Here is a 23,428-nt window from a genome sequence, read left to right as displayed (position 1 = left end):
CGCGCCGCGATGCGGCACCGACAGCAGGCGCAGACCACGTGCCGCGCCCGCCACATGCGCGGGTGCGCTCAGCCCGCAATCCGCTGCGCAGGGCGCCGGCGTCGATCAGTCGTGGTCGTCGGCCGGCGCGTCCGGTACCGGCCCCTGCCGCGACGGCGAGCCGGCCTTGTCGTGTCCACCGTCGCCATCGTCGGCACCCAGGGATTCCGGGCCCTGGCCGGGATTGCCGCGGCCTTCGCTGTGATCCGAAGGCCCCTCGGCCGTCTGGTCGGCGAACGCGCCTTCGTTTCCGGTTTTCGCGTGGGTCATGATCGATCTCGTCGGGGGGAGGAAGCGCGACCGTGGACCGCGCCGCGTCGGGCAGCGGTGACGCGCTGCCGGGGCGGGGCGCCGGCGTCTGCAGTCCCTGCATCGAGGGATCGCGTGCGAGTGTTCAAGACACGCCGTGGACGGGTGCGATGCCCGCGATCTGCAGCATGAACGGACCCGCCCGTCCGTCACCCACCAGCACACCGACGTCTTCCACCTTCGAACGCATCAGCGCCGGCCCGTCGAGGACGGTGCCGCGGTACGTGGGTTGCATCCGGTCGAACGCCACGACCGCGTCCGTCCACGTGTCCGCGGGCGCGGCGACCTCGCCACGCCACGACACTTTCGATCCGCGGTGGCGCGCGTCGGTGGCGAGGCGCAGCTGGTAGCGGCGCCCGTCACCGCGTAGGCGCAGCCGCAGCCCCAGGGCACCGTCGAAGTCGAATGCACCGCGCGCACGGATCGACGCGAAGCCGCCGTTGTCCTCCAGCGAGGTGGTGCCCGAGAACACCAGCACGCCGCCGCGCAGCGTCACCCGGCTGCGCGAGTGCCCGCCCATCACGTCGTCGTCGAGCGTCACCCAGTGCGCCGGCACCGCGCCGATGTCGAAGCGGGGCGGCGATGCGCTCACCCGACCTCCAGCACGACCTTGCCCACGTGTGCGCCGGCTTCGAGATACGCATGCGCCGCGGCGGCGTCGGCCAGCGCAAACCTGCGGTCGACGATCGCGTTCACCCGGCCCTCGGCGATCCACGGCCAGACCACCCGCTCCACGGCGATGGCGAGGCGCGCTTTCTCGTCCGCGCTGCGCGGGCGCAGCGTCGATCCCGTGAGCACGGCCTGCTTCTGCATCAGCGTCATCACCGGCACCTCCAGCACCGGGCCACCGAGCGCGGCGATGTAGACGATGCGGCCCTTCGGATTGAGCGCCTCGAGCGTGCGCGCGAGCGTGGGCGCGCCGACCATGTCCAGGGCCACGTCGATGCCGCCGTGCTCGTTCGCGATGGCCGCGAAGTCCACGGTCGACGTATCCACCGCCACGTCGGCGCCGAGCGCGCGCGTGCGCGCGGCCTTGTCGGCGCCGCGGCTGCAGGCGATGACACGGGCGCCGGCCGCCTTGGCCATCTGGATCGCGGCCACGCCGATGCCCGAGGTGGCCCCGTGCACCAGCAGCCATTCGCCCGGCTGCAACGCGCCGTGCTCGAAGACGTTGGCGTAAACGGTGAACACGGTTTCGGGCAGTGCCGCGGCCTGCGCCCAGTCCAGGCCTTCGGGCATCGGCAGCACGTGGCGCGCATCGGCGACCGCGTAGTCGGCATACCCGCCGCCGCCGAGCAGGGCGCAGACGCGGTCGCCTTCCCTCCAGCGCCCGGCGCCGTGCACGATGTCGCCGGCCACTTCGAGGCCCAGCGTGGCCGGCGCGCCGGGCGGCGGCGGATACTTGCCGAGGCGCTGCACGATGTCGGGCCGGTTGACGCCGGCCGCACGCACGCGGATCAGCACCTCGCCCGGCCCCGGCACGGGACGCGGGACTTCGACCGGATACAGCGCATCGGCCGCGCCGGTGCCACCGCGGATGGCGATGGCGGTCATGGTGGACTCTGGCATTGCGGTGTCCTCGGACGGTGGGCCTCGAAGTTGCGGCCTTGCGATCACCGCGCCGTGGCGGTCATCGGCGACGGGGATTCATCGCGCGCGCCGCGCGCAGGCCACGACGCGATGCGTGCGGTCAGCGCGCAGCCTGCAGCGCGCGTGCGGTGTCCAGGTGTTCGGCGAGCGACGTGCGGGTCTGCTGCAGATGCCGCGCCACGTCTTCGTCGGTGGCCGCAGGAATCAGGGTGTCCAGATCCGCCAGCGCGGCTTCGTGATCGTCGACGATGCCGGTCAGCCAGGCGCGGGTGAAGGCGTCGCCGTCGAGCGTGGACACCCGGCTGCGCGCGGCGGCATAGCGCTCGCGCAGCGCGCGGCTCTCGGCCGTCAGCGCAACATCGTGCTCCGTCTCCGACTCGGCCCGCTCGCTGCGCGGCGCGAGCGCACCGGCGGCGTCACCGCGCGGTGCCTGCGGCGCACTGGAGCCGGTGACCGCGGCGGTGTCGCCCGCGGTGGCGGCGTAGCTGCCCGGCACACCGCTGTCGAGCAGATTGCGCGTGGCGACCCGATTGCGGCGATGGGTGTCCCGCACGGCCTCGGCGAACGCGCGCACACCGCCGGAGACGTCTTTCCCGAGGGCGGTCTCCGCCGCCTCCACCAGATGCCGATCGAGTTCGGCGACGCTGCGCAGCGCGCTGCGATCGTGTTCGGCCAGCTCGGCCGCGTCGCCGGTTTCGACGTCGCGTTCCGCATGGTCGACGCCTTGCTCGGTGGCCGTGGTCTCCACCGACAGGCCGGTGGTGTCGTTTGCAGGATCCTGGTTGTTGCAGGCCGCCAGCGCGAGCACCAGCGCGGCCGCGAGCAGGGAAGTCGTCGGATTCATGGGGGCGTCCTCATCGATGAAGGCGCGACCCTAGCGCTGCAGGTGCGGAGCGGTGGTGAATACGAACATGGCCGCAGAGGCGCGCAGAACAGCGGTGGACGACGCGGCTTCGCGTCCCAGGCCCGAGGGGCGACGCGCGGCGCCGAGCCGGGCGGCGCGGGAGCCGACCGATGAAACACCACGACACGAGATGCCCGAGCAGCCCGGGCGCTCGGACCACCTGCGCATCATGCGGCGCGCACCCGTGGCACGCACGATGCAAGCCTGCAGGTGAGCCCTCGCCTGCCGACCGCCATGCCTGCCCTGCCCCGACGCCTCCATGCCGTGCTCGGCGCGCTCACCGGCATGGCCGTGCTCGGCACCGTTCACGCGCACGGCGGCGGCCTCGACCGGCACGGCTGCCACAACGACCGCACGAACGGCGGCGATCACTGCCACCGCGCGGCTGCGCCGCCGCCCGCGCCCGTCCCGTCGCCGGCCCCGCGCCCCGCCGCGCGGCCGGCCCACGCTGCGCCGCCATCGCGCGCGCACCCCGTGTTCCGCAATTGCGGTGAAGCCCGCGCCGCCGGCGCCGCCCCGGTGCACCGGGGCGATCCGGGCTACGGCCCGCATCTCGATCGCGACGACGACGGCGTGGGCTGCGAGCCGCCCCGCGGCCGCTAGGACAGTGCGCGCAGGTCCGCTCCTGCGGGTCATTCCCGTGAACACGGATGCGCGGCCCGACAGCCGTACGGCCAGCGAATCCAGCGCCGTCCGGCTCGATCGCTCGAAGACGCGGGAGTGCCGCGTTCGCGGGCATGACGGATGTGTCCAGAGGCCCCAGGTCGCGTCATGACTCGAGCGTTTCGTACTCGCGCAGGAAGGTCTCGAGCGGCACCAGCGTCTTCGGCGGCAGGTCGTCGTCGAGCAGCGGCGCGGCATCACGCCGTGCGTAGAGCCAGCGCGCCATGAACCGCCGCGCCTGCGCTGATGACGCAGCGGTGCCGGCATGTTCCCGCCGTCGCCAGCGCAGCCAGTAGCGTCCGCCCGGATACACCGCGCCCACGGTTTCCCCATCCCACACGAGCAGCCACACTTCGGCATTCCGGCGCCACGCATAGCGCATCGGCATGGCCCTCGGCGCACGCCGGGCCACCGCGATCTCCTCACGCAGCAAGGGGTCGATCTGCCATTCCATCGGCGCAGCGTGGCGAGCGGGCGGCGCACTGACTGAGACGCGGGTGCCGGCCGCCCATGACTTCCGGCGCGCGTGCGGTCTCGACGCCATTGATAGGGTCGAGACCCGCCGTCCCGAGCACTCGCATGCGCCTGTCCGTTCTCGCCTGCTTCGTCCTGGCGCCGTGGCTCGGCGGGCCCACATGGGCCGCCGAGCGGTTCGAAGCCTGCGCGGATGCGTCGGCGCATCCGGCGCTCGCGGGCAGCACGTGCCGGCGTGAGGCGCTGCCGCTGCGGCACGAGGCGCCCGACGAGGGCGCGATCGAGGTCTTCGTGCGCCGCATTCCGGCCGCGTCTCCCGGGGCGCGGCGGGGCGAGGTGTGGCTGATCGCGGGTGGACCGGGCGAGCCCGGTGTCGCGTTCCATCCGCTGCTCGCGACCTTCCGCGCGGCGTTTCCCGATCACGATCTCGTGCTGCCCGACCACCGCGGCACGGGCCGATCGACCCGGCTGTGCCCGGCGCAGGAAGCCACCGACAGCGCCGACGGCGTGTCGCTGGCCGGCGAGGAATGGGGTCCGTGCATCGGCGCGTTGCATGCCGAGCCCGCGCGCACCGCGGCGTTCACGATCACCCAGGCCGCGCAGGATCTGTCGACGTTGATCACGCGCCACCGCCGCGCGGGCGAGGTGCGCGTGTACGCGGTGTCCTACGGCACGCAGCTCGCGCTCCGGATGCTGCAGGTGGCGCCGGTCCCGCTCGACGGCCTGGTGCTCGACGGGCTGGTGCCGCCCGAATCGGCCGCGCACTGGGATCTGAGCCATCGCACGGCGGTCGTCGACGCGGTCGGGCGCGCACTGCTCGGTGCCGACGGCGTGGCGGCGTACCAGGCCCTGCTCGCGGGGGACCCGAACGCCGGATGGCGCGCCGGGGTGCCCGGCGGCGACCTGCGCCGCACGCTGGGCGCGCTGCTCAACTTCCCCGCGTTGCGTGCGCGCATACCGGCGATCCTCGATGCCCTGTCACGCGACGACACGACGCCGTTGCAGAACGCACTGGCCGATCTGCAGGCGATCCATTCCGGATTGACGGCCGATCCCTATGCCCCGCCCTCGCTGCCGCTGGTGATGCTGATTTCGGCCTCCGAGAACAACGACCGACGTGGGCTCGATGTCGCCACCGTGGAGGCGGAAGCGCAGGATGCCCTGTTCACCAGCCCGATCCCGGGCTTCCTCGCCGCGACCGCGTTGCCGCTCTACCCGCGCGACCGCTTCTTCGGCGGCATGCCGGCGGCCTTGCCGCCCACGCTCGTCGTCCACGGCACCCTGGATCCCAATACGCCGTATGCCGGCGCGCTGGCCCAGGTGGAGGCGTTGCGCAGCATCGGGCCGGTGCGGATGAGCACCGTGGACGCGGGCGCGCATCTGCTCGCCTACGTCGCGCCGCATTGCTTCGTCGCGGCGACCACCGCGTTTCTCGACGGCACCGAGCCCGCGGCGCGCTGTACGGAGCCCGCGTCGCCGTAGCGACGCGCGTCATCCGGACGCACGGTCGTGCCCGGGCGTGTGCGCCCGGGCATGACGGGCGGCGCTCCAGCAGTGGCCTGCGTCGGGGCACGGCGAGCACGCAGCGGCACGGCCGCGGCGCGACGCACTTGACGCCTTCGCTAGCATCGAAGACGACCCCACACAGAGGTGCCCGCCATGCAGCAAGACGACCTCGTCGCCCTCTTCGACCAACAGGCGCCCGGCTACGACCGGCAATGGGCGAACACCGCCGCCATCCGCGACTGCATGTACCTGCTGCTCGATCCGCTGCTGTCCGACCTGCCCCGGGCCGCCCGCGTGCTCTGCGTCGGCGTGGGCACGGGGCAGGAGCTGGCACATCTGGCGAGGGCTTTTCCCGATTGGCAGTTCGTCGCGGTCGACCCGTCCGGCGGCATGATCGAGGCCTGCCGCGCCCGCGCCGAGGCCGAGGGGTTCGCCGGGCGCTGCCACTTCCACCACGGCTTTCTCGAGACGCTTCCGGCCGCGGCACCGTTCGACGCGGCCACCTGCTTTCTCGTATCGCAATTCATCGTGGACCGGGCGCTGCGGGTGCGCTTCTTCGCCGACATCGCCGCGCGCCTGCGCGCCGGGGGGCTGCTGGCGAGTTCCGATCTCGCCTTCGACACCACGTCGCCGGCCTATGCCGTGCTGCTTCCGGCATGGATGCGGATGATGTCGAACGCCGACGTCTCGCCCGAGGCCCTGCAGCGCATCCGCGAGGCCTATACGCGCGACGTGGCCGTGCTGCCACCGGCCGAGGTCGCTTCGATGCTCGCCGCCGGCGGATTCGAGACGCCGACGCCGTTCTTCCAGGCCGGGCTCATCCACGGTTGGGTGAGTCGCCGCTCCGCCACGTCCGCGACGTGATGCGTCACCGCTCGGCCGGACGTCGCGCCCGGGCGGCCGGGCCGCCTGACGCGTCGATCCAGGCCAGGCACACCGCCGCCGTATACAGGCGGCACGGGCCGCATGCGGGGGCCACGCACGCGGCAGCAGGCCCCGTGTGCGTCAGGTCGGCCGCGGCAACGTGATCGCGAACGTGGTGACGCCGTCCTCCGAGGCCGCATCGACGCGTCCGCCATGCGCGCGCGCAATCTCGCGCACCAGGAACAGGCCCAGACCGAGACTGACGTTCTCGTCCTTGGTCGCCGCGCGCGCGCCCCGCCGCAGCGGGTCGAACATCACCCGCAAGGCCTCGTCGCTGATCGGCTCGCCCGCGTTGGATACGCGGATCGTCACGTGTCCGGATTCGCCGGCGACCCGAACGTCGACCCGGGCGCCGGGCGTGCCGTATTTCGCGGCGTTGGCGACGAGGTTGTGCATCGCTTCGCGCAGGCGCGAGGCGTCGAAGCGGCCACCGGTCTCACCGCGGGCCTCGAAGTCGATCGTGGTCTCCGGCAGCGCCGCACGCAGCAGCTCCAGCTCTTCGCCGAGCGCCCGCCCCAGATCGCAGTCCTCGGCATGGATCACCATGCCGTCGCCGAGCTTGCTGCGGCTGTAGTCGAGCAGATCATCCAGCAACCGGGTCATGCGCAGGCCACCGCTGACGATGCGGTCCACCTGCCGGGCATAGGGCGTATCGCGGGTGCGGGACGCCAGCGCATCGGCGGAGAACACCACGGCCGTCAGCGGGCCGCGCAGGTCGTGACCGAGTGCACCGAGGAAGATCTGCCGCCACGATTCCACCTCGCGCGAGAACTCCGCCAGTGATTCGGCCACGGCCTGGTCGATCGCCTCGTTGAAACGCACGATGTCCTCGAGCGAATCGCCCGCCAACTGCCGGTCCTCGGCCCACAACCGCAGCACCGCGGCGCGCAGCGCGCGGTACTCGGCCACCATCTGGGAAATACCGAAGCCGGCGATGGCGCGCGTTCGACCGTGATAGGTGGCGGCCGATTCCGGACCCTCGGGCATCGGCGCGCGCCCCTCGGATTTCGCATGCTGCTCGGCGGCGCTCTGCGGCGAACGCAGGTCGGCCGCGATGGCCTTGAGGATTTCCGGAATATGGTTGCGCAGCTCCTTCTCGCTGAAGGACACGCCGGCCGGCGCCTGGGTCCGCGCGAACCTGACCGCGCCTTCGAGAATCCGGTCCGCGTTCGTGTCGATGAAATCGGCAAGCCGCATCACGATCCCTCATGTGTGGACGCCCGATGCTAGCCGAACACACGCAGGAGTTCTGTCGGCGCGCGCCCATTGTGGGCCGCCCACCGCGGGATGCCGCGCTGGGCCCGAGCGGCCGCGATCAGGATCACCCACGCCGCGCGCGCAGGGCGCATGTCGGGAGCGCGGAACGCCCGTCTCCGGCGCCGCGTCGTCCGGCCGTGCCGGACCCGGCAGCAAGTGCCGCGGCGCCTCCGCATCGAACGTGCACGGCGGCGCAGTCTCCGACGCTCCGGGCGGCCGCCGGTACGCAGCACGGGGTGCGACCGGTGGCGGACTCAGCGCCCTTCGGCGATCCGCCGTCGTGCCGTGTCGAGCGCATCGCCCATCGGCGTGTCGCAGGCCGCGTAGGCGGCTTCGAGAACGCGCCGCTGCCGACGCCGGCGGTGTCCGCGCAAGGCCGTGGTCGTGGTCATCAACGCGAGTACGGCGCGTTGCGTGCCGCCGTCCGCGCGCGCGAGACGGGCGCGCACGTCCGGCCAGTCGGGGATGTGCGGTTCGATGTCGAACGTCTCGCGCAGGTGCGCGAGCAGCAGATCGTAGTTCGGGTGCGCATCGGCGGCCGCGACGACGAGTTCGGCCACGGCATCCAGTGCGAGGCGCCGGCCGTCCGCATCGAGACCGGCGCGCTCGAGCGCGGCGATCGCCTCGCGCACGGCCAGCGGCCCGGCGGCCCGTACACGCGCCTCCCGGATCACCCACCACGCGATCAGCGCATTCCAGCCGGCGAACACCGGCACCGCCGCGAACGGCAGCAAGACGCGCAGGCCGCTGCGCGCCAGGACGCGGCGCGCGAGAATGCGCACGATGAAACTGGTCGCGCCGACCTTGATGCGATACAGCGCGGTGTAGGCCAGCAGCTTCAGCCGCGAGGTCCGCGCGTACGGATCCAGGCCGTGCAGCGCGCGGCGCGGGTTGGGAATATCCAGTGCCGCGCGCGACAGGCCCGTCGTCAGCACGTCCCGGGCCTCGGGGCCGGAAAAGGAAAGCCCGGCGGCGTCCGCGATCCCGGCCACGCTGCGCAGCAGCACCCAGTACATCGCCAACACTTCCAGCAGACTCAGCACCAGCGCGATGCCGCCATACGCCGCCCAGTACGCGGGATCGTCGCCCGGCGCCAGCAGCGACGGTTCGCCGCCGCGCACGAGCACCGCCTGCAGCCAGAGATCCGCCGCCCCGATCAGCGCGGCCGACACCGCACCCGCGAGGCCGCACAGCACGATCGCCCAGGTCTGCAGTCCGCGAACGCGCGCCCGGTCGGCATCCGTCCACGGCCGGATCGCGTTCCCGTCGCGGCGGCAGCCGCGGCGCAGGAATTCGAGCCCCGTGCGCTCGACGACATTGAGGCGTTCGGTGTCGGCTTCGGTCTCCACGGTGCTCCCGGGCGTCGAGGTCGGCCGAGTCTAGCGACGACGCCGGCAAGACCGGATGCAGGCGACGCCGTGCGTCCGCACTCCGTTCGATCCCTCCGCGCCCCGCGACCACGGCGCCGCCCGCGGGGTGCGGCGCCACGTCCGGCTCAGAAGGTGTAGCGCGCGCCCAGCACCATGTGCCGGCCGCGCATCGGCGACTGGTTCTTGACGAAGCAGGTGTGCACGTACGCGGTCTCGTCGAGCAGAGTGGTCGCGCGGATGTAGAACTCGGCCGACTGGCGCGGGCTCAGTGCCAGACGATAGGCGACGCCGGCATTGAGCATGCGTAGCCCGCGGTGCGCGTTTCGTAGGACGCGATCCTGTCCTGCGATGCGGTGCGGTGCGGAAGTATTCGACATCCGCCGCGTACGGGCCGTGCGTCCATTCGTAGCGCAGGCCCAGGCGGCCCGGCGGCATCCGCGGCACGCGGTCGTCCTCGCTGCGCAGATCGGCACGCACGGAGTCGCCGAGCAGGGTGATGCGGTGCGCATCGTCCACGCGCAGGCTCACCTGCCCGTCGACCCCGGTGAACCTGGCGTCCGCCGCCGTGTACAGCAGATAGTTGTGTGCCACGCCGGTGGCGTCGTCGGTTTCGATCAGGCGTGCGAACACGTAATCGTCGATGTCCTGGTGGAACACGCCCACCTCGAACTCCACCGGGCCGCCGGCGCCGCGGAACGTCAGATCGGCCGAGCGTGTGGTCTCGATGAGATCGGGCCGGTTCGCAGGGAACGTCGGCGATGCACTGCGCGAGCGCACCAGTCCCACTTCGTAGCTGTTGGTGGCGAGATTGTTGCCGTAGGCATAGAGCTCGCGCACGCTCGGGGCGCGCTGGGTACGGCCCAGCGACAGCGCGACCGCATAGCCGCCGTCGAGATTCCAGGTGCCGCCGATGGACGCCGACAGCGGGTTCTGCCTGGCCTCCGGATTGCGCGCGATGTAGCTCTCCGTGACTTCGTCGCGGATCACCTGCTCCCAGTCGGGTCCGTACCACTCTTCGAACAGCGCCTGGTAGAGCGGCGTGAGGGCATGGCGGAAGCCGGGCGCGGGCGCGTGGATGCGCCGCCAGTCCTTGCGCAGAGTGAGATCGAGATCGAACGCACCGAAGGCGCGGTGCTCGCTCACGAACACGCCGTACTGGCGGGTGACGTGGGTATAGGGCGGCATCAGCGCATATCCGTTCTCGGGAAACTCCCGATGCAGCGTGTTGACGTTGAGTCCGCTGAAGGTGCCGTCGGTGTACTGCACGCCGAAGGTGCCGGTAAAGCCCCACAGCGGCGCGTGGGTGAGATCGATGCGGCCATCCTCCACCTCGTTGGTGTAGCGGCTGAAGAGCGCCGGGCCGTCGATCTCGTCAGGCCGGTAATCGGTGGACGACAGCCGCAGGCGCAGATGGTCGAAGCCGGGGAACGGGTCGGCATAGTCCGCGCGCAGGTCGGTGCGTTCGTGGCGCAGGCGGATGGAGGCGGTGTGGTCGTCCGACGAGCCGAACGGATCCTCGTACGCACCGTGGGCCTCGCAGTGCAGATCGATGTCGTGGGTGTGGCACACGCCGTTGAGATGCGAATGTCCCGGCAGGCCGTATTCGCTCCCCCGGCGGGTGTGGGCGATGCCGATGTAGCCGCGCGCGGTGATCCACGACGCGCCCAGCGCGCCGGTACTGCCCTCGGCGAAGGAATCGCGCAGCTGCCCGCCGGGAATGTCGTAGTCGTCGCCGTGGCGACGGGCGACCTCGGCATGCAATGCGAGCGGCCCGGCCGACGCGGTGATCCCGCCCACGCCGGCCGTTTCGCGATCGCCCGATCCCAGCCGCACCTCGGCGCTGCCGCTGGCGCCGTTGCGCGGCAGCGTCTTGGGAATGCGCCCGTCGATCAGGTTCACCGCACCGTTCATGGCGTTGCCGCCGTAGATCACCGCCGCCGGTCCGCGGATGACCTCGATCGCGTCGAGCAGCAGCGGTTCGGTGGTGATGGCGTGGTCGGGCGAGACCGAGGCCGCATCGAACAGCGCCGCGCCGTCGGACAGGATCTCGATGCGCGGCAGCGTCTGGCCCCGGATCACCGGGCGCGAGGCCCCGCCGCCGAAGCTGTCCAGATGCACGCCGGGCAGACCGGCCAGGGTTTCACCCAGCCCGCCCTGGCGCCGACGCACGAGCGCATCCCCGCTCAACACCGTGCCGGGCAGCGCGGTGAGCGGGGATTGCGCCCGGCGCTCGCCGACCACGCGAAGCTGGTCGAGATCGACGGGCGACGTTGCGGGTGCGCCTTGGGCGAGGGCAGGCAAGGGGGGGCCAACAGGACGATGGCGACAGCAGCGGACAGCGGACGGAGGGTCATGTGAGGTCTCGTGGGGAGATACGCCCCACGCCGAGACCGCACCGACGCGTGAGCCGGCGCCGGCACCGAGGACGACAGGGGACTGCCGTGCGCAAGCTCAAGATCGACCGCCAGTTCGTGCAGGAGGCCGTCAGCCAGGACAGCGCGCAGCGCCTGCTCGGCAAGATCATCGAGATCTCGCAGGTGATGCACATGAGCGCGCTGGCCGAGGGCGTGGAGTCGGTCGCCCAGCGCGACCTCCTGATCGGCATGGGCTGCGACCAGTTCCAGGGCTATCTGTTCGCGCGCCCGATGCCGCCGTCGATGCTGCACGACTGGCTCAGGGCGCGTTGAAGGCATCCTGGGGGCCAACGGCCGCCGCCGCTGAGGCGACGCGACGCGGTGATCACGACAGGGCGGTCGATGACGGGTTCGGGCCGCCTCGGCGCCGTGAGCCGCACCACGACAGCGCCGGGACGTCCAGCAAAGCGGGTGTCGGCTCGGGACCCGGCTGATCGCAGCGCCCCACGGAGGGCGCTGCCTGTCGCTTAGAAGATCAGCATCAACAGACCGATGACCACGACCAGGCCGATCAGGAAGATGACACCGGCCGTGGAAGCCAGAAACTTGAGCATGTCGTTCACCGTTTCATTTCGAGGAGTCGATGGACACGCTACGTGCGGTCGGGCCTGCATGCCGTGAATGGTCGACGCCCGCGTGTTCGGATTCGGCAAGCCGGCAGGTCCCATGGCGGTGTGGATGGACGCATCCGCACCGCCCACGCAGCGCGGCACCCGTCGTTCGTGACCGGACGCCGCCCCGCTACCGTGCGCCCGGCGTCGCGAAGCCGGGACGTGGCTCCAACGCAGCAAGCGCGCGTCGACACTCACCGGGCCGCGGCGCGACCCGGGTGAAGCTGGCACCGTCGTCTCCGTGACTTCGGGAGCGTTCCGCCCCATGACAGCCGTTCGAAAACTCGTGCTGCACTCGAGAAGCGGCCTTCGCCCCGGACTGGATGTACTCGTGGCCGGATGGATCGACGAAGGCGTCCGCTACGTCGGCGTGGTGGGCGCCGACGCGGAGGACATCGTGGAGGCCATCGACTGGTTCTGCATCGGCGACGGCACCGCGCCGTACGAGATGCTGACCGCCGCGCACACGCCCCGGAGACCCTGGACGACGCCATCGCCCTTGCGAGCCAGGTCGACATTCCGGGCGAGGTCTCGGTCATTCCGTTCTAGCGCGCGATCCGCCGGCGCGGCACGCGGCGCCCGACCCGTCAGTCGGCCGAGGTCGTCGGCGACGGGGCCATCGTGGCCAGCAGCGCAGCGTCGAGTTCGCGGGCGCGCGCGCAGGCCGGGTGCGTATCGACCCGGGCGATGTAGTCCATGAACACCGGCAGCGTGGGCACGATGCCGAAGCCGGTGGTCCACTTCAACGCATTGCCCCAGTGCAGGTCGGCCGCGGTCAGGCGATCACCGAGCAGATAGTCGGCCTTCGCCAATTGCGCGGCCAGCGTCGCGATGACGGTGTCGTAATCGCCGTACGGCGAGGCCGAGGCCTCGATGGGCTCGCGCTTGTAGGCGCGGTCGACGACGGCCGGCTCGAAGCAGCCGGCGTAGAACGCCAGCCAGCGCAGGTAGGGGCCGCGCAGGGGGTCGTCGATCGCGGGTGCGAGGGCGGCCTGGGGGAAGCGGTCGGCCAGGTAGATCACGATGGCGATCTGTTCGGTGAGCACCGTCTCGCCATGCACCAGCGTGGGCAGCTTGCCGAATGGATTGATGGCCAGAAATTCCGGCGTGCGGTTCTGGCCGCTGGCGAAGTCGAGCAACGCCACCGCGTAGTCGATGCCCAGCGCTTCGAGCAGGATGCGTGTGCCGGCCGAACGGGACTGGGGGTTGTGGTACAGCGTGACGGCGGACGTGGTCATGGCGACTCCCGGTGGATGGATGCGCAGAGCCTAGTCCGCGTTGCGGACAGTTTCTGTCCTCGATACGCTGGCCGCGTGTTGTCGACGTCCGCCCGGTTGCTGCGATTGGCCAGCCTGCTGCAATCGCGGCGGCACTGGGCCGGTGCGGCGCTCGCTGCCGAACTGGGGGTGGACGCGCGCACCGTGCGCCGCGATGTCGATCGCCTGCGCGAGCTGGGCTATCCGGTGGAGGCGTCCTCGGGCGTGGGTGGCGGCTACGCGCTCGGCCGCGGCGCCGAGTTGCCACCGCTGATGCTCGATGACGACGAAGCGGTGACGCTGGCCCTCGCACTGCGCGCCGCCAGCGCCAACGTGGGCGGCCTCGAAGACGCGGCCCTGGCACTGCTCGCCAAGCTGGACCAGCTGATGCCCGCGCGCCTGCGCCGGCGCAGCAGTGCGCTGCATGCGGTCACGCTGTCGCTGCGCACCGGCCCGCCTCTGGTGGATGCCGGCCTGCTGCAGACCCTGGCCACCGCATGCCGCGATTGCCGCACGCTGGCCTTCGCGTACAGCAACCACACGGGCGAGCCGAGCCAGCGGCGGGTGGAACCGCTGCGCCTGGCCAACTTCGGTCGCCGCTGGTACCTCATCGCCTGGGACCAGGACCGCGATGACTGGCGCAGCTTCCGCGTCGACCGCGTGCACGCGCCGCGCCTGGGGTCGGCGTTTCCACCGCGCGCGGTTCCAGCCGACGTGGCCGCGCGGCTGGAACGCGGCATCGCCTACGCGCCCTTCGCCTGCCGCGTCACCCTGCGCGTGCCGGGCACGGTGGCCGAACTCGAAGCCGCGCTGCCTCTGTGGTGCGGCATCCTGGAGTGCGAATCGGCCACCCACAGCCTGCTGCGGGTCGGCGCCGACAGTCCCGACGCGCTGATCGCCCAGATCCTGATGCTCGGACGGCCCGCCGAGCTGGTGGAGTGCAGCGAGCCGCTTCCGGCCCTGCAGCAGCTGCTGGCGCGCACGGCCTCGATGTTGCAGACCGCAGCGCCCCGACGGCCCGTCGACGGCGGCGCCGCATCAACTGTCCCGCAGCGAGCCCGCGAAGACCGGAATGCACCGTCGGCGGTGCACCTGCCGCGCTGCGACTGAGGCCGGACTCCGCTGCCTGCAGGTGCCCGATGCGTCAGCCCTGTCATCAATCTGCCGACGTCGGGCCAGAACGCATGAAAGCCAGGGTGACTACTCGCCCGGCAGACGGCGGCACGAACCAGGTTGCTCTGATGCCGTCGCCGCTCAGCCGCCGAACGTATCGGGCCCGCGCGCAGGGCACGCGTCGACGCGCGTGGGCGTCATCGAGACGAGGTCGGACCGGAAACATTCGTCGAGCACCGAGCAGTAGCAGGCATCGAACTCCAGCTCCACGCGTGCGCTGTTGAGCCCGTCCCAGATGGCCTGTTGCGCGGGATCGGCCGCGTACTCCAGCACGCGGGTGCGCATGCCCGGCTTGTAGACACCGATCGCCGAGCCCACGGCACTGGGTGCGAGTTGCGCCGCAGCCGCCGGCGGTGGCGCCTGCCGGGTGAGATCCACGCCCGGCGCGACTCCGCAGCACAGCTGGAGCAGATGCTGCGGATGCTTCACCACCTCGCCGCGGTAACGGACCACGAGGTTCTGCAGCAGCGCCGGCCCGCTGCCCGCGTTCTCGATCGCCAGCACGATGCGCCCCGGTTCCTCACCGAATCCACCGTTGGTGGTGATGTAGGTGAGATACGGCCACGAGTTCGCAGCCACGAGCCGTTCCTGCATCTTGCCGTGGTGGATCGCCACGGCCAGCGAGATCAGCGAAATGAGCAGCGCCGCGAGTCCGATGGCGAGATCGCTCGCGCGATGTCCCGTCTTGCGCGCCTTCGGCTCCACGCCCTCGGCGCTCACTTCGATCGGCGGCTCGGACATGCGGTCACGCCGTGAGGTCGCGCGATTTTTCCGGAGGGGTGCGCGGCGTGTCAACGGACGCGCCGGGCGCGTCGCCGGGCGAAGCGCGCACGATGTGCCGAACCATCGCGACCACCCGTGCAGTTCCGCACACCCGGCGCAGAGCAAGGGCGCCACGCCCCCATAACGCGCCCGGCCCTGGTGCCGGACATCGTTCCGCGCCTGCCGGGCATTCCCGGCGCGCCCGGTGCGGACTACGAGAGCGAGTGAACACCCGCCCTGCGCCACCCTCGAAGACGCTGCGCCTGCCGCCTGGTAACGGCGTCCGAGCTGGAACGGCATCCCGACGGCCCGCGACGACGCGTCGATCGTAACCGACCCGTCGCCGCGGACGCGCCGCTCAGAGCGACCCGTCGGCGAGCAACTCGCGCGTGCGTGCGAGCGTCGAGAGCAACGCTGCGCGATAGCCGGTCTCGCCGTCGAACTGAACGTGGACCTGACCCCGTTAATCGCTTTATTCGCAGACCCCATCATTCGCAACAGACCGCCGCGCGGCCGACGAACTTCGCAGTGTCAACGTGCAGGCGCCAGCGCCTCCACGTTCGACGCCACCCGCTCCACCCGGTTTCGCCCGGCGTGCTTGCCGCGGTACAGCGCCGCATCCGCCGCCTGCATCGCCCGCGCCAGCGAGCCGTCGTCGCAAAAGGTGTCCGAGACGCCAACCGTGACCGTGCAGTGCACCGCCTCGCCCCCGGGCGCCTGCAGCAGCGCGGTGTCGGCGATGCGGGTGCGGATGCGCTCGGCCAACTGCAGCGCGGTGGCATCGTCGGCCTCCATGCAGACAGCCGCGAACTCCTCGCCACCCATCCGGCAGACCAGGTCGTCCGCCCCTACCGCGCCACGCAATACATCGGCAATCGCGCACAACACCGCATCGCCGGCCTGATGACCGTAGCGGTCGTTCACGTGCTTGAAGTGATCCACGTCCACCAGCAGCAGACGCGCACCACCGGCGCGCCGGGCGAAGCGTGCGTCCAGCGCTTCGGTCAGGCCGCGACGGTTGAGCAGACCGGTCAGCGGATCGTGCGCGGCCATTCCGCGCAGGGCATCGGTCAGGCGCCGCAGCACAAGCCACACGATGGCCGGCGGGATGATGGTCGCCAGCGAGCACATGTAGACGTAGAAGACCATCTGGAACTGGCTGTCCATGCTCAGCGCCGGCAGCCCGCCGGACAGCAGCTTGGCGAGCTTCATCACGTTGAGCACGCCGATGCCGGCGATCAGCACGACGAACAGCAGCACCTCGCCGCGCAGATCACGCGCGAACGTACGCAACCCCGCCAGCAGCACGGCCACCATCCCCGCGAAGCACAGCGCGCACAGGGCCGACAGCAGCGCATAGCGTGCCTCCGTGCCCCAGACCCACTGCACAACCAGTTGCACCAGCGCATAGCCCAGCCCCAGCACCGCCAGGGGCGCGGCCAGTGGCAGCGGCCGCCCGAAGAAGCGCGCTCCGCCCGCGCTGTAGGCCAGCAGTGCGCACAGCGTGAGCGAGTGGTTGGCCACGCTCATCGCGCTCCACCCCGGCGGCCCTTCCAGCAGTTGCAGCACATAGGCCGAGCCCAGCATCAGGTTGCCGACCGCAAACGCATCGGTCCCCATCTTCCCGCCATGCAGCCGGCGGCCGATGAGCAGGAACATCACCGAGAAGCTGAGCAGGTAGACACAGAGCATGCCCACGAGAAGGGTGGCGATCATGGAATCTTCGAGGCTGAAACGATTGGGGCGCGGGGCAGGCGCGGTCATGCCCTCAATGCGCGCGCCCCATCTTGCTGTCTCGGCCGCCAGACGCTGGACTGAAGCGGGGACACCCATGGCGCCTCCGGTTTCACGGGTGTGCATTTTCGCCCAGCCCCAAGGTGGAACCCGCCCAAGCAAGCCTGGCGCCGCTCTCGAAACCGCCCCCCCTTCTGCAAAAGGCACAGGCGCGTATGCGTCTCAATGCTCCCCCGGCTCACCGTTCTCAACAGGCGGCGGCAGATGCCAGAGCAGCCACGTCAACAGGCGGTCGCAGACCGGCGAGTCGCGGTTGCTCAGATACGCCATGGTCATGTCGTTGCGGCGCCGTTGCCGGGGGCGCCGCCCCATGGCGAACAGTCGACGAACCACATTAAGTAAACCTGACCCCGTTACCTACATGCTGCTGCGAACCCCGGCGTCCGGCCAGCCGGCGCTCGACGCGATGCGCGACGGCGTGCTGCGCGGCCTGGAGTTCAGGGGCACCACGCCCCGGGCGGACTTCTGGTGGTTCGTGATCGCCGTGGCGATGGTGCTGGCCCTGGTCCGGATCGTCGCCGAAGCCGTCGGCCCGCTGCCGCTGCAGATCGCCTCCCTGCTGGTGCTGGTGCCCTGGCTCGCCGCCTGCACCCGACGCCTGCGCGACGCCGGCCTCTTGATCCAAGTGATGACACGAGGCCCGACGCATGTAGAGCGGAGCTTGCTCCGCTGCTCTCGGCTTCACAGAGCGTATGAAAGAGCAGCCGAGCAAGCTCGGCGCTACGGAGCATCAGCCCCCGAATCGAGAATGCTCTAACCGAAATACCGAGCCGCGAACTCGCCCTCCCAGGCCTGCTCGAACAGCAAGTCGCAGACCACCACCTCCTTGCCGGCGTGCGCCAGTTCGAGTTCCCCAGCTTTGAAACCCCGCTCGTCGGAGAAAATCGCCGTAAGGCGCTTCAACAAGTGCTGCTTGTACTCGGTATCGCTCGCGCCCGCGAGATGGTCGCCCTTGGTCTCCAGCAGAACCGTGCGCGAGGTGTCGCCCGCGATGCAGTGCCCGAACACGAAGTCCGGATACACCTTGTTGCGCTTCCAGCCCTGCAGCCCGTATTGGGTCTTCGCGACGTTGCGATGCCACCAACGCAGCGCCTCGCGGCTGTCGAGATAGCCCGCGAAGTTGGCCTCGAATTCGTTCATGTCGGCAAGACGCAACGCAGGCTCCAGCAGGCTCTTGTCTACCGGCCTGGCATCCGCTCGCTGCAACGAAGGCGGATGCGACGACACGTCCACCTCGGAAACCTGCGGCAATTCGTAGTCCGTCGCGTCCGCGCGGAGGCGAAATTCGATCCGCCCCTGCTCGGCGAGCGCGTCGAAGTGCAGTTGCGCGAGTCGATCCCGCTCGCGTTCGACATCCACACGTAAGCGCTCGATCAATGAAGACGATGACCGGGCCAACGCGTCCTCCGAATAGCCCTGCGCCAGGAGTCTTGCGATGACGGCCTCAACCCACTGCCACACCAGCCACGCATTGGGTGCGAGGTCCAGCAATGACCGCACCAGCCGCGCACGATCCAGCCGAAGCACATCCGGCGAGGGGACGTCCGCGTCCACAAGGATGCCCACGCGATCCTCCAGGATGTCCAGACCGATCGAGACCCTGCCGTCTCCTCCGCCGACGCTGCTCGGTGCCCAACGCACGCCCAGCGCATCGACATCGACGGCGTGCCAGTCCAGGCCGGCAAGAACATCGCTTTCGTAGACCAACTCACGCCGTCCGCCCTTCTCCACCCAGGTCACGCGGGGCAGGAACAGGCGCAACCTGGCGAACTGTGGCCGACGCTTGAGCGTCAACAGATTCGGCTGCCCGTTGCCGTCGCGGTCGTTCGACCGGACGCTGACCGTCAGATCGCCCATGCCTTCGCCTTCCAGCGAAGATTTGATGCGCCTGACGACGTCGCCGGTTTCGACGTCGTGGCAGTACACGTAGCACGCGTCCAGGCTGGGATATCCGGTCTTGACGGTGCCGGGCTGGCGCAGGATGCGACCGACCAACTGCGTCATCGCCGCCGCATTGCGGCCCGCGGACAGGGCACACAGCACGTAGGCGAATGGGCAGTCCCACCCTTCCTGCAATGCCTGCTTGGTGATGATCGCGCGCACCTCGTTCTGGGGCGAGGTCAGATTCTGGTTCTCCGGCTGCTTGAGCTCGTCCTTCTCCGATGTCTTGATCGCGATCTGTCGCGGCTGGAAGCCGATCTGCAACAGGTAGGCCTGGGCATCGTCGGCATGGATGAACCCGGCATCGCGCTGGTCACTGCCGGTGCGCTCCACCTGCACCAGCAGGATCGGGCGGATGTAGCGCGCGGTCTCGCCCTGCAGGCGCTCGGCGTCAAGCTGCAGGGCGTCGAGTTGCGCCACGGCAGCACTCAGGCAGCTGCGCCAGTCCTCCCAGTGCCGGGCCTCGACGTGGATCGGCAGCTTGATCATGTCGGCGTCGTCGAGATCCCGACCGCGCACGTCCACCAGGATGTTGGAGCCGCTGTTCTTGGCCGATGCGACGCGCGGGGTCGCCGACAGCTCCAGCAGGAAACTGGGGTTGAATCCATCCAGCGTCCGCAGCGCGTTCTCGGTGTAGGCGTGATGCCCCTCGTCCATCACCACCATCGGACGCAGCATCCGCATCACGTTGCCGAGTGAACTCTTGGCGATGCTGCCCTTCTGCCGATGCGCGTCTTCCTGCGGGAAGCCGACCGGTGCGTACACGTCCAGGTTGGGGACCTGTTGCAGCAGGTTCCAGTGCCCCTCGATGTCGTCTTCGCGCGGAAGGAACCCCAGCACGTTGCCGCGGTCGCGGAAGAAGCGCAGCGTCTCCTTGCTCTGGCGTGCGGCCGACGCCAGCATCAGCACCATCACGCACAACTGCGATTCGACATCCAGGCGCGTCAGCGGCGAGGTCTTCTCCAGGATCTTGACCCGTCCCGCGCCGGCCACATTGAGGATCTGGCGGTAGGGATGGTCGCGGTCCGACAGCGCCTTCAGCGTTTGCCGATAGATCGCCTCGTTCGGCACCACCCACAGCACCAGACCGGTGCGCCGATTGAGATAGGACGAAAAGACCCGCGCCACGCCCGCGGCGGCGAGCAGGGTCTTGCCGCCGCCGGTCGGCACCTTGAAGCACAGATTGGGGATCGGATGGCCAGCGCCGTCGAAGCGACTCGAGTGCGGCTGATCCACGAACGCAGGCGGCAATGCCTGCTCGCCACGCAACGCGTCCCAGGCCCTGCGCGGAAAATCGCGCAGCTCCGGCGGAGGATCGATTTCAGCCGCGCGCAGCGCCTTGGCCGCCACCTCGGCTTGTCCGCGATGTTGCACCAGCAAGTCCAAGTAGCGATCGAATGCGCCCAGCACCCGGCTCTGGAACGGCTTCAGCGCGGTGACGCCAATGGATTCGATGTCGACCGAATGCATTCGGCTCGCCCAGAAGACCCTGCGGTCGCGCTCGATGTTGGCGCGGAAATCCGGCGCCAGCGCATCCTGCCAGCGCGCCACATCGACCTTGTAGATGATGTCGAGATCACGGATCGCGTTGGCCGCCCGCGCCCAGTCCGTGGCCGTGACCTCCGGCAGGTCGAGCACCAGGTCGATGTCCGAATCCGGTCGTGCATCGCCGCGCGCCCTGGACCCGTAGATCCACGCGGTTCGCAGCCCGGGAATGCGTTCGAGCAGCGCGGTCAGCTTGGCCGCGCTGGCCGGCGCGATGCCGAAATCCACATCTCCACTCCCGTCGTTCGCCATCAAAGCGCCGCCAGTTTGCGATCCAGCGCTTCGAATGCCGGCACGGCCTCCGCGCGCACGAAGGCGGCGACTTCCACCGCCTTGGCCGCGTTGTAGGTGTGGCTGGTCTCGTCGCGGTAATCCTTGATGCGTTCCCACACGTCGGGATCGTCGATCAACTGTGCCTGCAGTGCGGCCTGCAGCACCGGACGCACCATGCGCGGCGGGTTCTCGCCCATGCTGCGCAGCCACGCGTGCATCGCTTTCCAGGCGAGTTCATAGCTGAACTCGAAACGCTGGATCAAGGCATCCCGCACGACATCGTTCTCGTCGAGCACCAGCACCTCGCGCAGCCGCGCCAGGGCCGTCTGGAACTGCTGCCGATACTGGTCGAAGCGCTCGCGGCTGCTCATCTCAAGCCTCCCGATAGAGCGCGAACGGCAATGGCGCGTAGTCGATGCCGTGTTCGGCCAGTTGCCGGTTGCTCAGATACTTGGCCGGGGCGAACACGAGGTGCCGCTTCGGCTGGCCGCGCTCGGCATCGTGCTCGCGGCCCCACGTTTGCAGTTCCTTGGCACGCGACAACGTCAACGCGGCATCCGGGCTGGTGAGAAACGCAAGCTCGGGCCGGTAGACCAGCCAGACGTGCGCATCCGTGGCCTCGCCGAGATACCACTCGGGTCGCTTCTTTGGACGCGGCGGCAAGGTGCCGCCGGTGGCCGTGTGGAACAGCCATTCGCCCAGCGCGTCGAATGCCGGCAGCGATTCGCCCGACAGCAGCTTGTCCAGGTCGAGCGGCTCGCCCAGCGTGCAGTACGTGAATCCGCCACCCAGTCCCTCGACTCGTTTCGAAATTTTCTTCTCGCCTTCCACCCGCAGCACGCCATCGTCGAGCTTGACGGCGATCCGGTCGAACCGCTTCTCCTTCCTGGTGCCCTGCTCGGCCAGGTCGCCGTCGGCGAAGCCCTCGCGGGCCTTGATCGCCTCGACCTGCGCGAGCCAATGGTCGGCCTTCTTGAACTGGGTGAAGGTGATCTTTTGCTCCAGCAGGGGTTCCCGCTGAGTGCCGACCCAGGCGTAGCCCTTGATCGCACGACGCACGCGTTCGGCGGTCAGCCGGTCGGCGTAGTCCTCGCCCTCGACCAGGATGAAGCGCCGCGTGCCGCCATCGGCGGCATTGGCCTTGAGTACCGCGTGGGCGGTGGTGCCGGAGCCGGCGAAGCTGTCGAGGACGATGGCGTCGGGAGAGGCGCCGATCTGCACGATCCGCTCGATCAGAGCAGTAGGCTTCGGCGTTACAAAGATGTCATCGGTCGAGCGATCCGAGAACATTCGCACAAGCTCGGTTTTGGAATGACGGGTGCTGCCTACATCACTCCAGTGCCACATCGTCTGAGGCACCACGCCCTGCTTCACTTCACTCAGGAAGCGCTTGATGTTTGGATCCGCGCGCCCATCGGGACCCCACCAGATCCGACCGTCCTTATCCAGCTCCTCGAACCGCTCCTTACTGACCGACCAATAGCGCCCTTGCGGAGGACCCTCGATAGTCCTTCCCGCAGGTGTAACGATGCTGTAAGTACCCTTCGAGTAATAATTCCTTGCATCCAGATCGCTGACCATCCACGCCCCCCGCGGGTCGTTGTCCGGATTCTTGTAACGCGCCAGCATTTCGTCGCTACGCGGGAGAAGGTTTAGCTCCCACGATTCCTTTGATTTTGCATAAACAAGCACGTAATCGTGATCTTGGCTGAAATATTCAGCCGTGTTCTTCGGGCTGTCGGATTTATGCCAGATCACCGTTGCGACAAAATTATCACCACCAAAAATCTCATCCAACGCCATCCGCGCCCGATGCACTTCATTATCATCGAGCGTGATCCAGATCGACCCGCGCTCGCTCAACAGCTCGCGCAGCAGCACCAGCCGCGGCCACATCATGCACAGCCACTTGTCGTGCCGCAGCATGTCCTCGCTGTCCACCGGATTGCTGGACAACCACTCCTTCATGATCGGGCTGTTGACGCCGTCGCTGTAGCACCAGCCTTCGTTGCCGGTGTTGTAGGGCGGATCGATGAACACCAGGTCCACCGCACCGGCATGGCGCGGCAGCAGGCTCTTGAGCGCGTGCAGGTTGTCGCCATGCACCACCAGGTTGCCGGCCAGATCGGGCGCGCCAACCCCCTTCTCGGCATCCGCCACCAGCGGTCGGTAGGGCACCGTCAGATGGTGGTTGTAGACGTATTCCTTGCCTTTGAAGACGATCTCGGGCACGACCGATCTCACAGTACTTGAGGAACGACAGTGTAGGGCCACTGGGCAGCCGGTTCGAGCCTCAGCCCGCCCTCAAACTCGCCGCGTGCCCACCCATCCATTGTCGACGCCGTGATCCGCAGCTGAAGATCGTCTGCATGAGCACTGCAACCAGAATCGGCAGCCTTGCAACGTCTTCGACCGCTCCAAACCACCCGAGTCAGACGTTACCTCTGTATAGGGTGTGCTGCGAGACAATTGCCCCTGACACCATTCATCGCATTCCTCACAACGTGCGGGCCAGAAGTGTTGACCGAAGGATCAGATTTAGAAGTTTGACCTGCCCCCACTGAGCCGTACCACTCGAAGCTAGGTAGAGTCCGTCACCGAGAGAGGACGGACATGCGCAAGA

20 protein-coding genes are annotated in these 23,428 nt (G+C 69.4%); 6 read left to right on the top strand and 14 right to left on the bottom strand.

The window, feature by feature from the left end; genetic code table 11:
- Positions 1 to 105 precede the first annotated feature (105 nt).
- The 4 genes from PQS31_RS15055 to PQS31_RS15040 form a co-directional block, all read right to left on the bottom strand.
- Positions 106 to 309, bottom strand: a complete 204-nt coding sequence (locus tag PQS31_RS15055; RefSeq protein WP_272763576.1) for a hypothetical protein — start codon at positions 307 to 309, stop codon at positions 106 to 108.
- Positions 310 to 433: 124 nt separating this feature from the next.
- Entirely contained in the window at positions 434 to 940 is a 507-nt protein-coding gene (locus PQS31_RS15050) for a CIA30 family protein (RefSeq protein ID WP_272763575.1), read from the bottom strand.
- Positions 937 to 1,917, bottom strand: coding sequence for an NAD(P)H-quinone oxidoreductase (locus PQS31_RS15045; RefSeq protein WP_272763574.1), 981 nt, complete (start codon positions 1,915 to 1,917; stop codon positions 937 to 939). Before PQS31_RS15045 ends, PQS31_RS15050 begins: the two co-directional genes overlap by 4 nt.
- Before the next feature lie 121 nt (positions 1,918 to 2,038).
- Positions 2,039 to 2,782: a DUF4142 domain-containing protein gene (locus PQS31_RS15040; protein WP_272763573.1), complete on the bottom strand. Its 744-nt coding sequence runs from the start codon at positions 2,780 to 2,782 to the stop codon at positions 2,039 to 2,041.
- Between the two features lie 294 nt (positions 2,783 to 3,076).
- Here PQS31_RS15040 and PQS31_RS17045 point away from each other — a divergent pair, with 294 nt between their 5' ends.
- The gene (locus PQS31_RS17045; protein ID WP_345781608.1) at positions 3,077 to 3,445 is read left to right on the top strand and encodes an excalibur calcium-binding domain-containing protein; all 369 of its coding nucleotides are present in this window, start codon (positions 3,077 to 3,079) and stop codon (positions 3,443 to 3,445) included.
- Positions 3,446 to 3,611: 166 nt separating this feature from the next.
- On the opposite strand, the gene PQS31_RS15030 is transcribed toward PQS31_RS17045, so the two are convergent.
- A complete protein-coding gene (locus PQS31_RS15030) occupies positions 3,612 to 3,959 on the bottom strand; it encodes a hypothetical protein (protein ID WP_272763571.1) in 348 nt (115 codons plus the stop codon).
- Between the two features lie 125 nt (positions 3,960 to 4,084).
- On the opposite strand from PQS31_RS15030, the gene PQS31_RS15025 reads away from it, so the two are divergent.
- Both PQS31_RS15025 and PQS31_RS15020 read left to right on the top strand, forming a co-directional pair.
- Entirely contained in the window at positions 4,085 to 5,461 is a 1,377-nt protein-coding gene (locus PQS31_RS15025) for an alpha/beta fold hydrolase (RefSeq protein ID WP_272763570.1), read from the top strand.
- Positions 5,462 to 5,638: 177 nt separating this feature from the next.
- The gene (locus tag PQS31_RS15020; RefSeq protein WP_272763569.1) at positions 5,639 to 6,349 is read left to right on the top strand and encodes a class I SAM-dependent methyltransferase; all 711 of its coding nucleotides are present in this window, start codon (positions 5,639 to 5,641) and stop codon (positions 6,347 to 6,349) included.
- A 141-nt stretch (positions 6,350 to 6,490) separates the two neighbouring features.
- On the opposite strand, the gene PQS31_RS15015 is transcribed toward PQS31_RS15020, so the two are convergent.
- The 3 genes from PQS31_RS15015 to PQS31_RS15005 all read right to left on the bottom strand — a co-directional run bounded on the left by PQS31_RS15015 (position 6,491) and on the right by PQS31_RS15005 (position 11,337).
- The gene (locus tag PQS31_RS15015; RefSeq protein ID WP_272763568.1) at positions 6,491 to 7,606 is read right to left on the bottom strand and encodes a sensor histidine kinase; all 1,116 of its coding nucleotides are present in this window, start codon (positions 7,604 to 7,606) and stop codon (positions 6,491 to 6,493) included.
- Between the two features lie 314 nt (positions 7,607 to 7,920).
- Complete coding sequence (locus tag PQS31_RS15010; RefSeq protein WP_272763567.1) at positions 7,921 to 9,015, bottom strand: hypothetical protein; 1,095 nt, start codon at positions 9,013 to 9,015, stop codon at positions 7,921 to 7,923.
- Between the two features lie 30 nt (positions 9,016 to 9,045).
- Entirely contained in the window at positions 9,046 to 11,337 is a 2,292-nt protein-coding gene (locus tag PQS31_RS15005) for a TonB-dependent receptor (RefSeq protein ID WP_272763566.1), read from the bottom strand.
- A 140-nt stretch (positions 11,338 to 11,477) separates the two neighbouring features.
- On the opposite strand from PQS31_RS15005, the gene PQS31_RS15000 reads away from it, so the two are divergent.
- Positions 11,478 to 11,723 (top strand): EAL domain-containing protein, encoded by a 246-nt coding sequence (locus PQS31_RS15000; RefSeq protein WP_272763565.1) that lies wholly within the window; start codon positions 11,478 to 11,480, stop codon positions 11,721 to 11,723.
- A gap of 925 nt (positions 11,724 to 12,648) precedes the next feature.
- Here PQS31_RS15000 and PQS31_RS14995 read toward each other — a convergent pair.
- Complete coding sequence (locus PQS31_RS14995) at positions 12,649 to 13,299, bottom strand: glutathione S-transferase family protein (RefSeq protein ID WP_272763563.1); 651 nt, start codon at positions 13,297 to 13,299, stop codon at positions 12,649 to 12,651.
- Between the two features lie 75 nt (positions 13,300 to 13,374).
- On the opposite strand from PQS31_RS14995, the gene PQS31_RS14990 reads away from it, so the two are divergent.
- Positions 13,375 to 14,427: a WYL domain-containing protein gene (locus PQS31_RS14990; protein WP_272763562.1), complete on the top strand. Its 1,053-nt coding sequence runs from the start codon at positions 13,375 to 13,377 to the stop codon at positions 14,425 to 14,427.
- Positions 14,428 to 14,571: 144 nt separating this feature from the next.
- On the opposite strand, the gene PQS31_RS14985 is transcribed toward PQS31_RS14990, so the two are convergent.
- Together PQS31_RS14985 and PQS31_RS14980 are read right to left on the bottom strand one after the other, a co-directional pair.
- Entirely contained in the window at positions 14,572 to 15,231 is a 660-nt protein-coding gene (locus PQS31_RS14985) for a hypothetical protein (protein WP_272763561.1), read from the bottom strand.
- 552 nt (positions 15,232 to 15,783) lie between these two features.
- Complete coding sequence (locus tag PQS31_RS14980) at positions 15,784 to 16,968, bottom strand: GGDEF domain-containing protein (RefSeq protein ID WP_272763560.1); 1,185 nt, start codon at positions 16,966 to 16,968, stop codon at positions 15,784 to 15,786.
- Between the two features lie 439 nt (positions 16,969 to 17,407).
- Here PQS31_RS14980 and PQS31_RS14975 point away from each other — a divergent pair, with 439 nt between their 5' ends.
- Complete coding sequence (locus tag PQS31_RS14975) at positions 17,408 to 17,803, top strand: DUF805 domain-containing protein (protein WP_272763559.1); 396 nt, start codon at positions 17,408 to 17,410, stop codon at positions 17,801 to 17,803.
- Here the strand turns inward: PQS31_RS14975 and PQS31_RS14970 are convergent.
- The 3 genes from PQS31_RS14970 to PQS31_RS14960 are packed head-to-tail and all read right to left on the bottom strand — an operon-like array spanning position 17,800 to position 23,037.
- A complete protein-coding gene (locus PQS31_RS14970; protein ID WP_272763558.1) occupies positions 17,800 to 20,760 on the bottom strand; it encodes a DEAD/DEAH box helicase family protein in 2,961 nt (986 codons plus the stop codon). The genes PQS31_RS14975 and PQS31_RS14970 overlap by 4 nt on opposite strands.
- 23 nt (positions 20,761 to 20,783) lie before the next feature.
- Positions 20,784 to 21,176, bottom strand: a complete 393-nt coding sequence (locus PQS31_RS14965; protein ID WP_272763557.1) for an HI0074 family nucleotidyltransferase substrate-binding subunit — start codon at positions 21,174 to 21,176, stop codon at positions 20,784 to 20,786.
- Between the two features lies 1 nt (position 21,177).
- Positions 21,178 to 23,037: a site-specific DNA-methyltransferase gene (locus tag PQS31_RS14960; RefSeq protein WP_272763556.1), complete on the bottom strand. Its 1,860-nt coding sequence runs from the start codon at positions 23,035 to 23,037 to the stop codon at positions 21,178 to 21,180.
- Positions 23,038 to 23,428 lie beyond the last annotated feature (391 nt).

The sequence above is a fragment of the Luteimonas sp. BLCC-B24 genome, assembly GCF_028550595.1.
In the GTDB taxonomy this organism is placed as follows: Bacteria; Pseudomonadota; Gammaproteobacteria; order Xanthomonadales; family Xanthomonadaceae; genus Luteimonas.
Note: the sequence above shows the minus strand (reverse complement) of the source record. Positions and strands in the feature narration are given on the sequence as shown.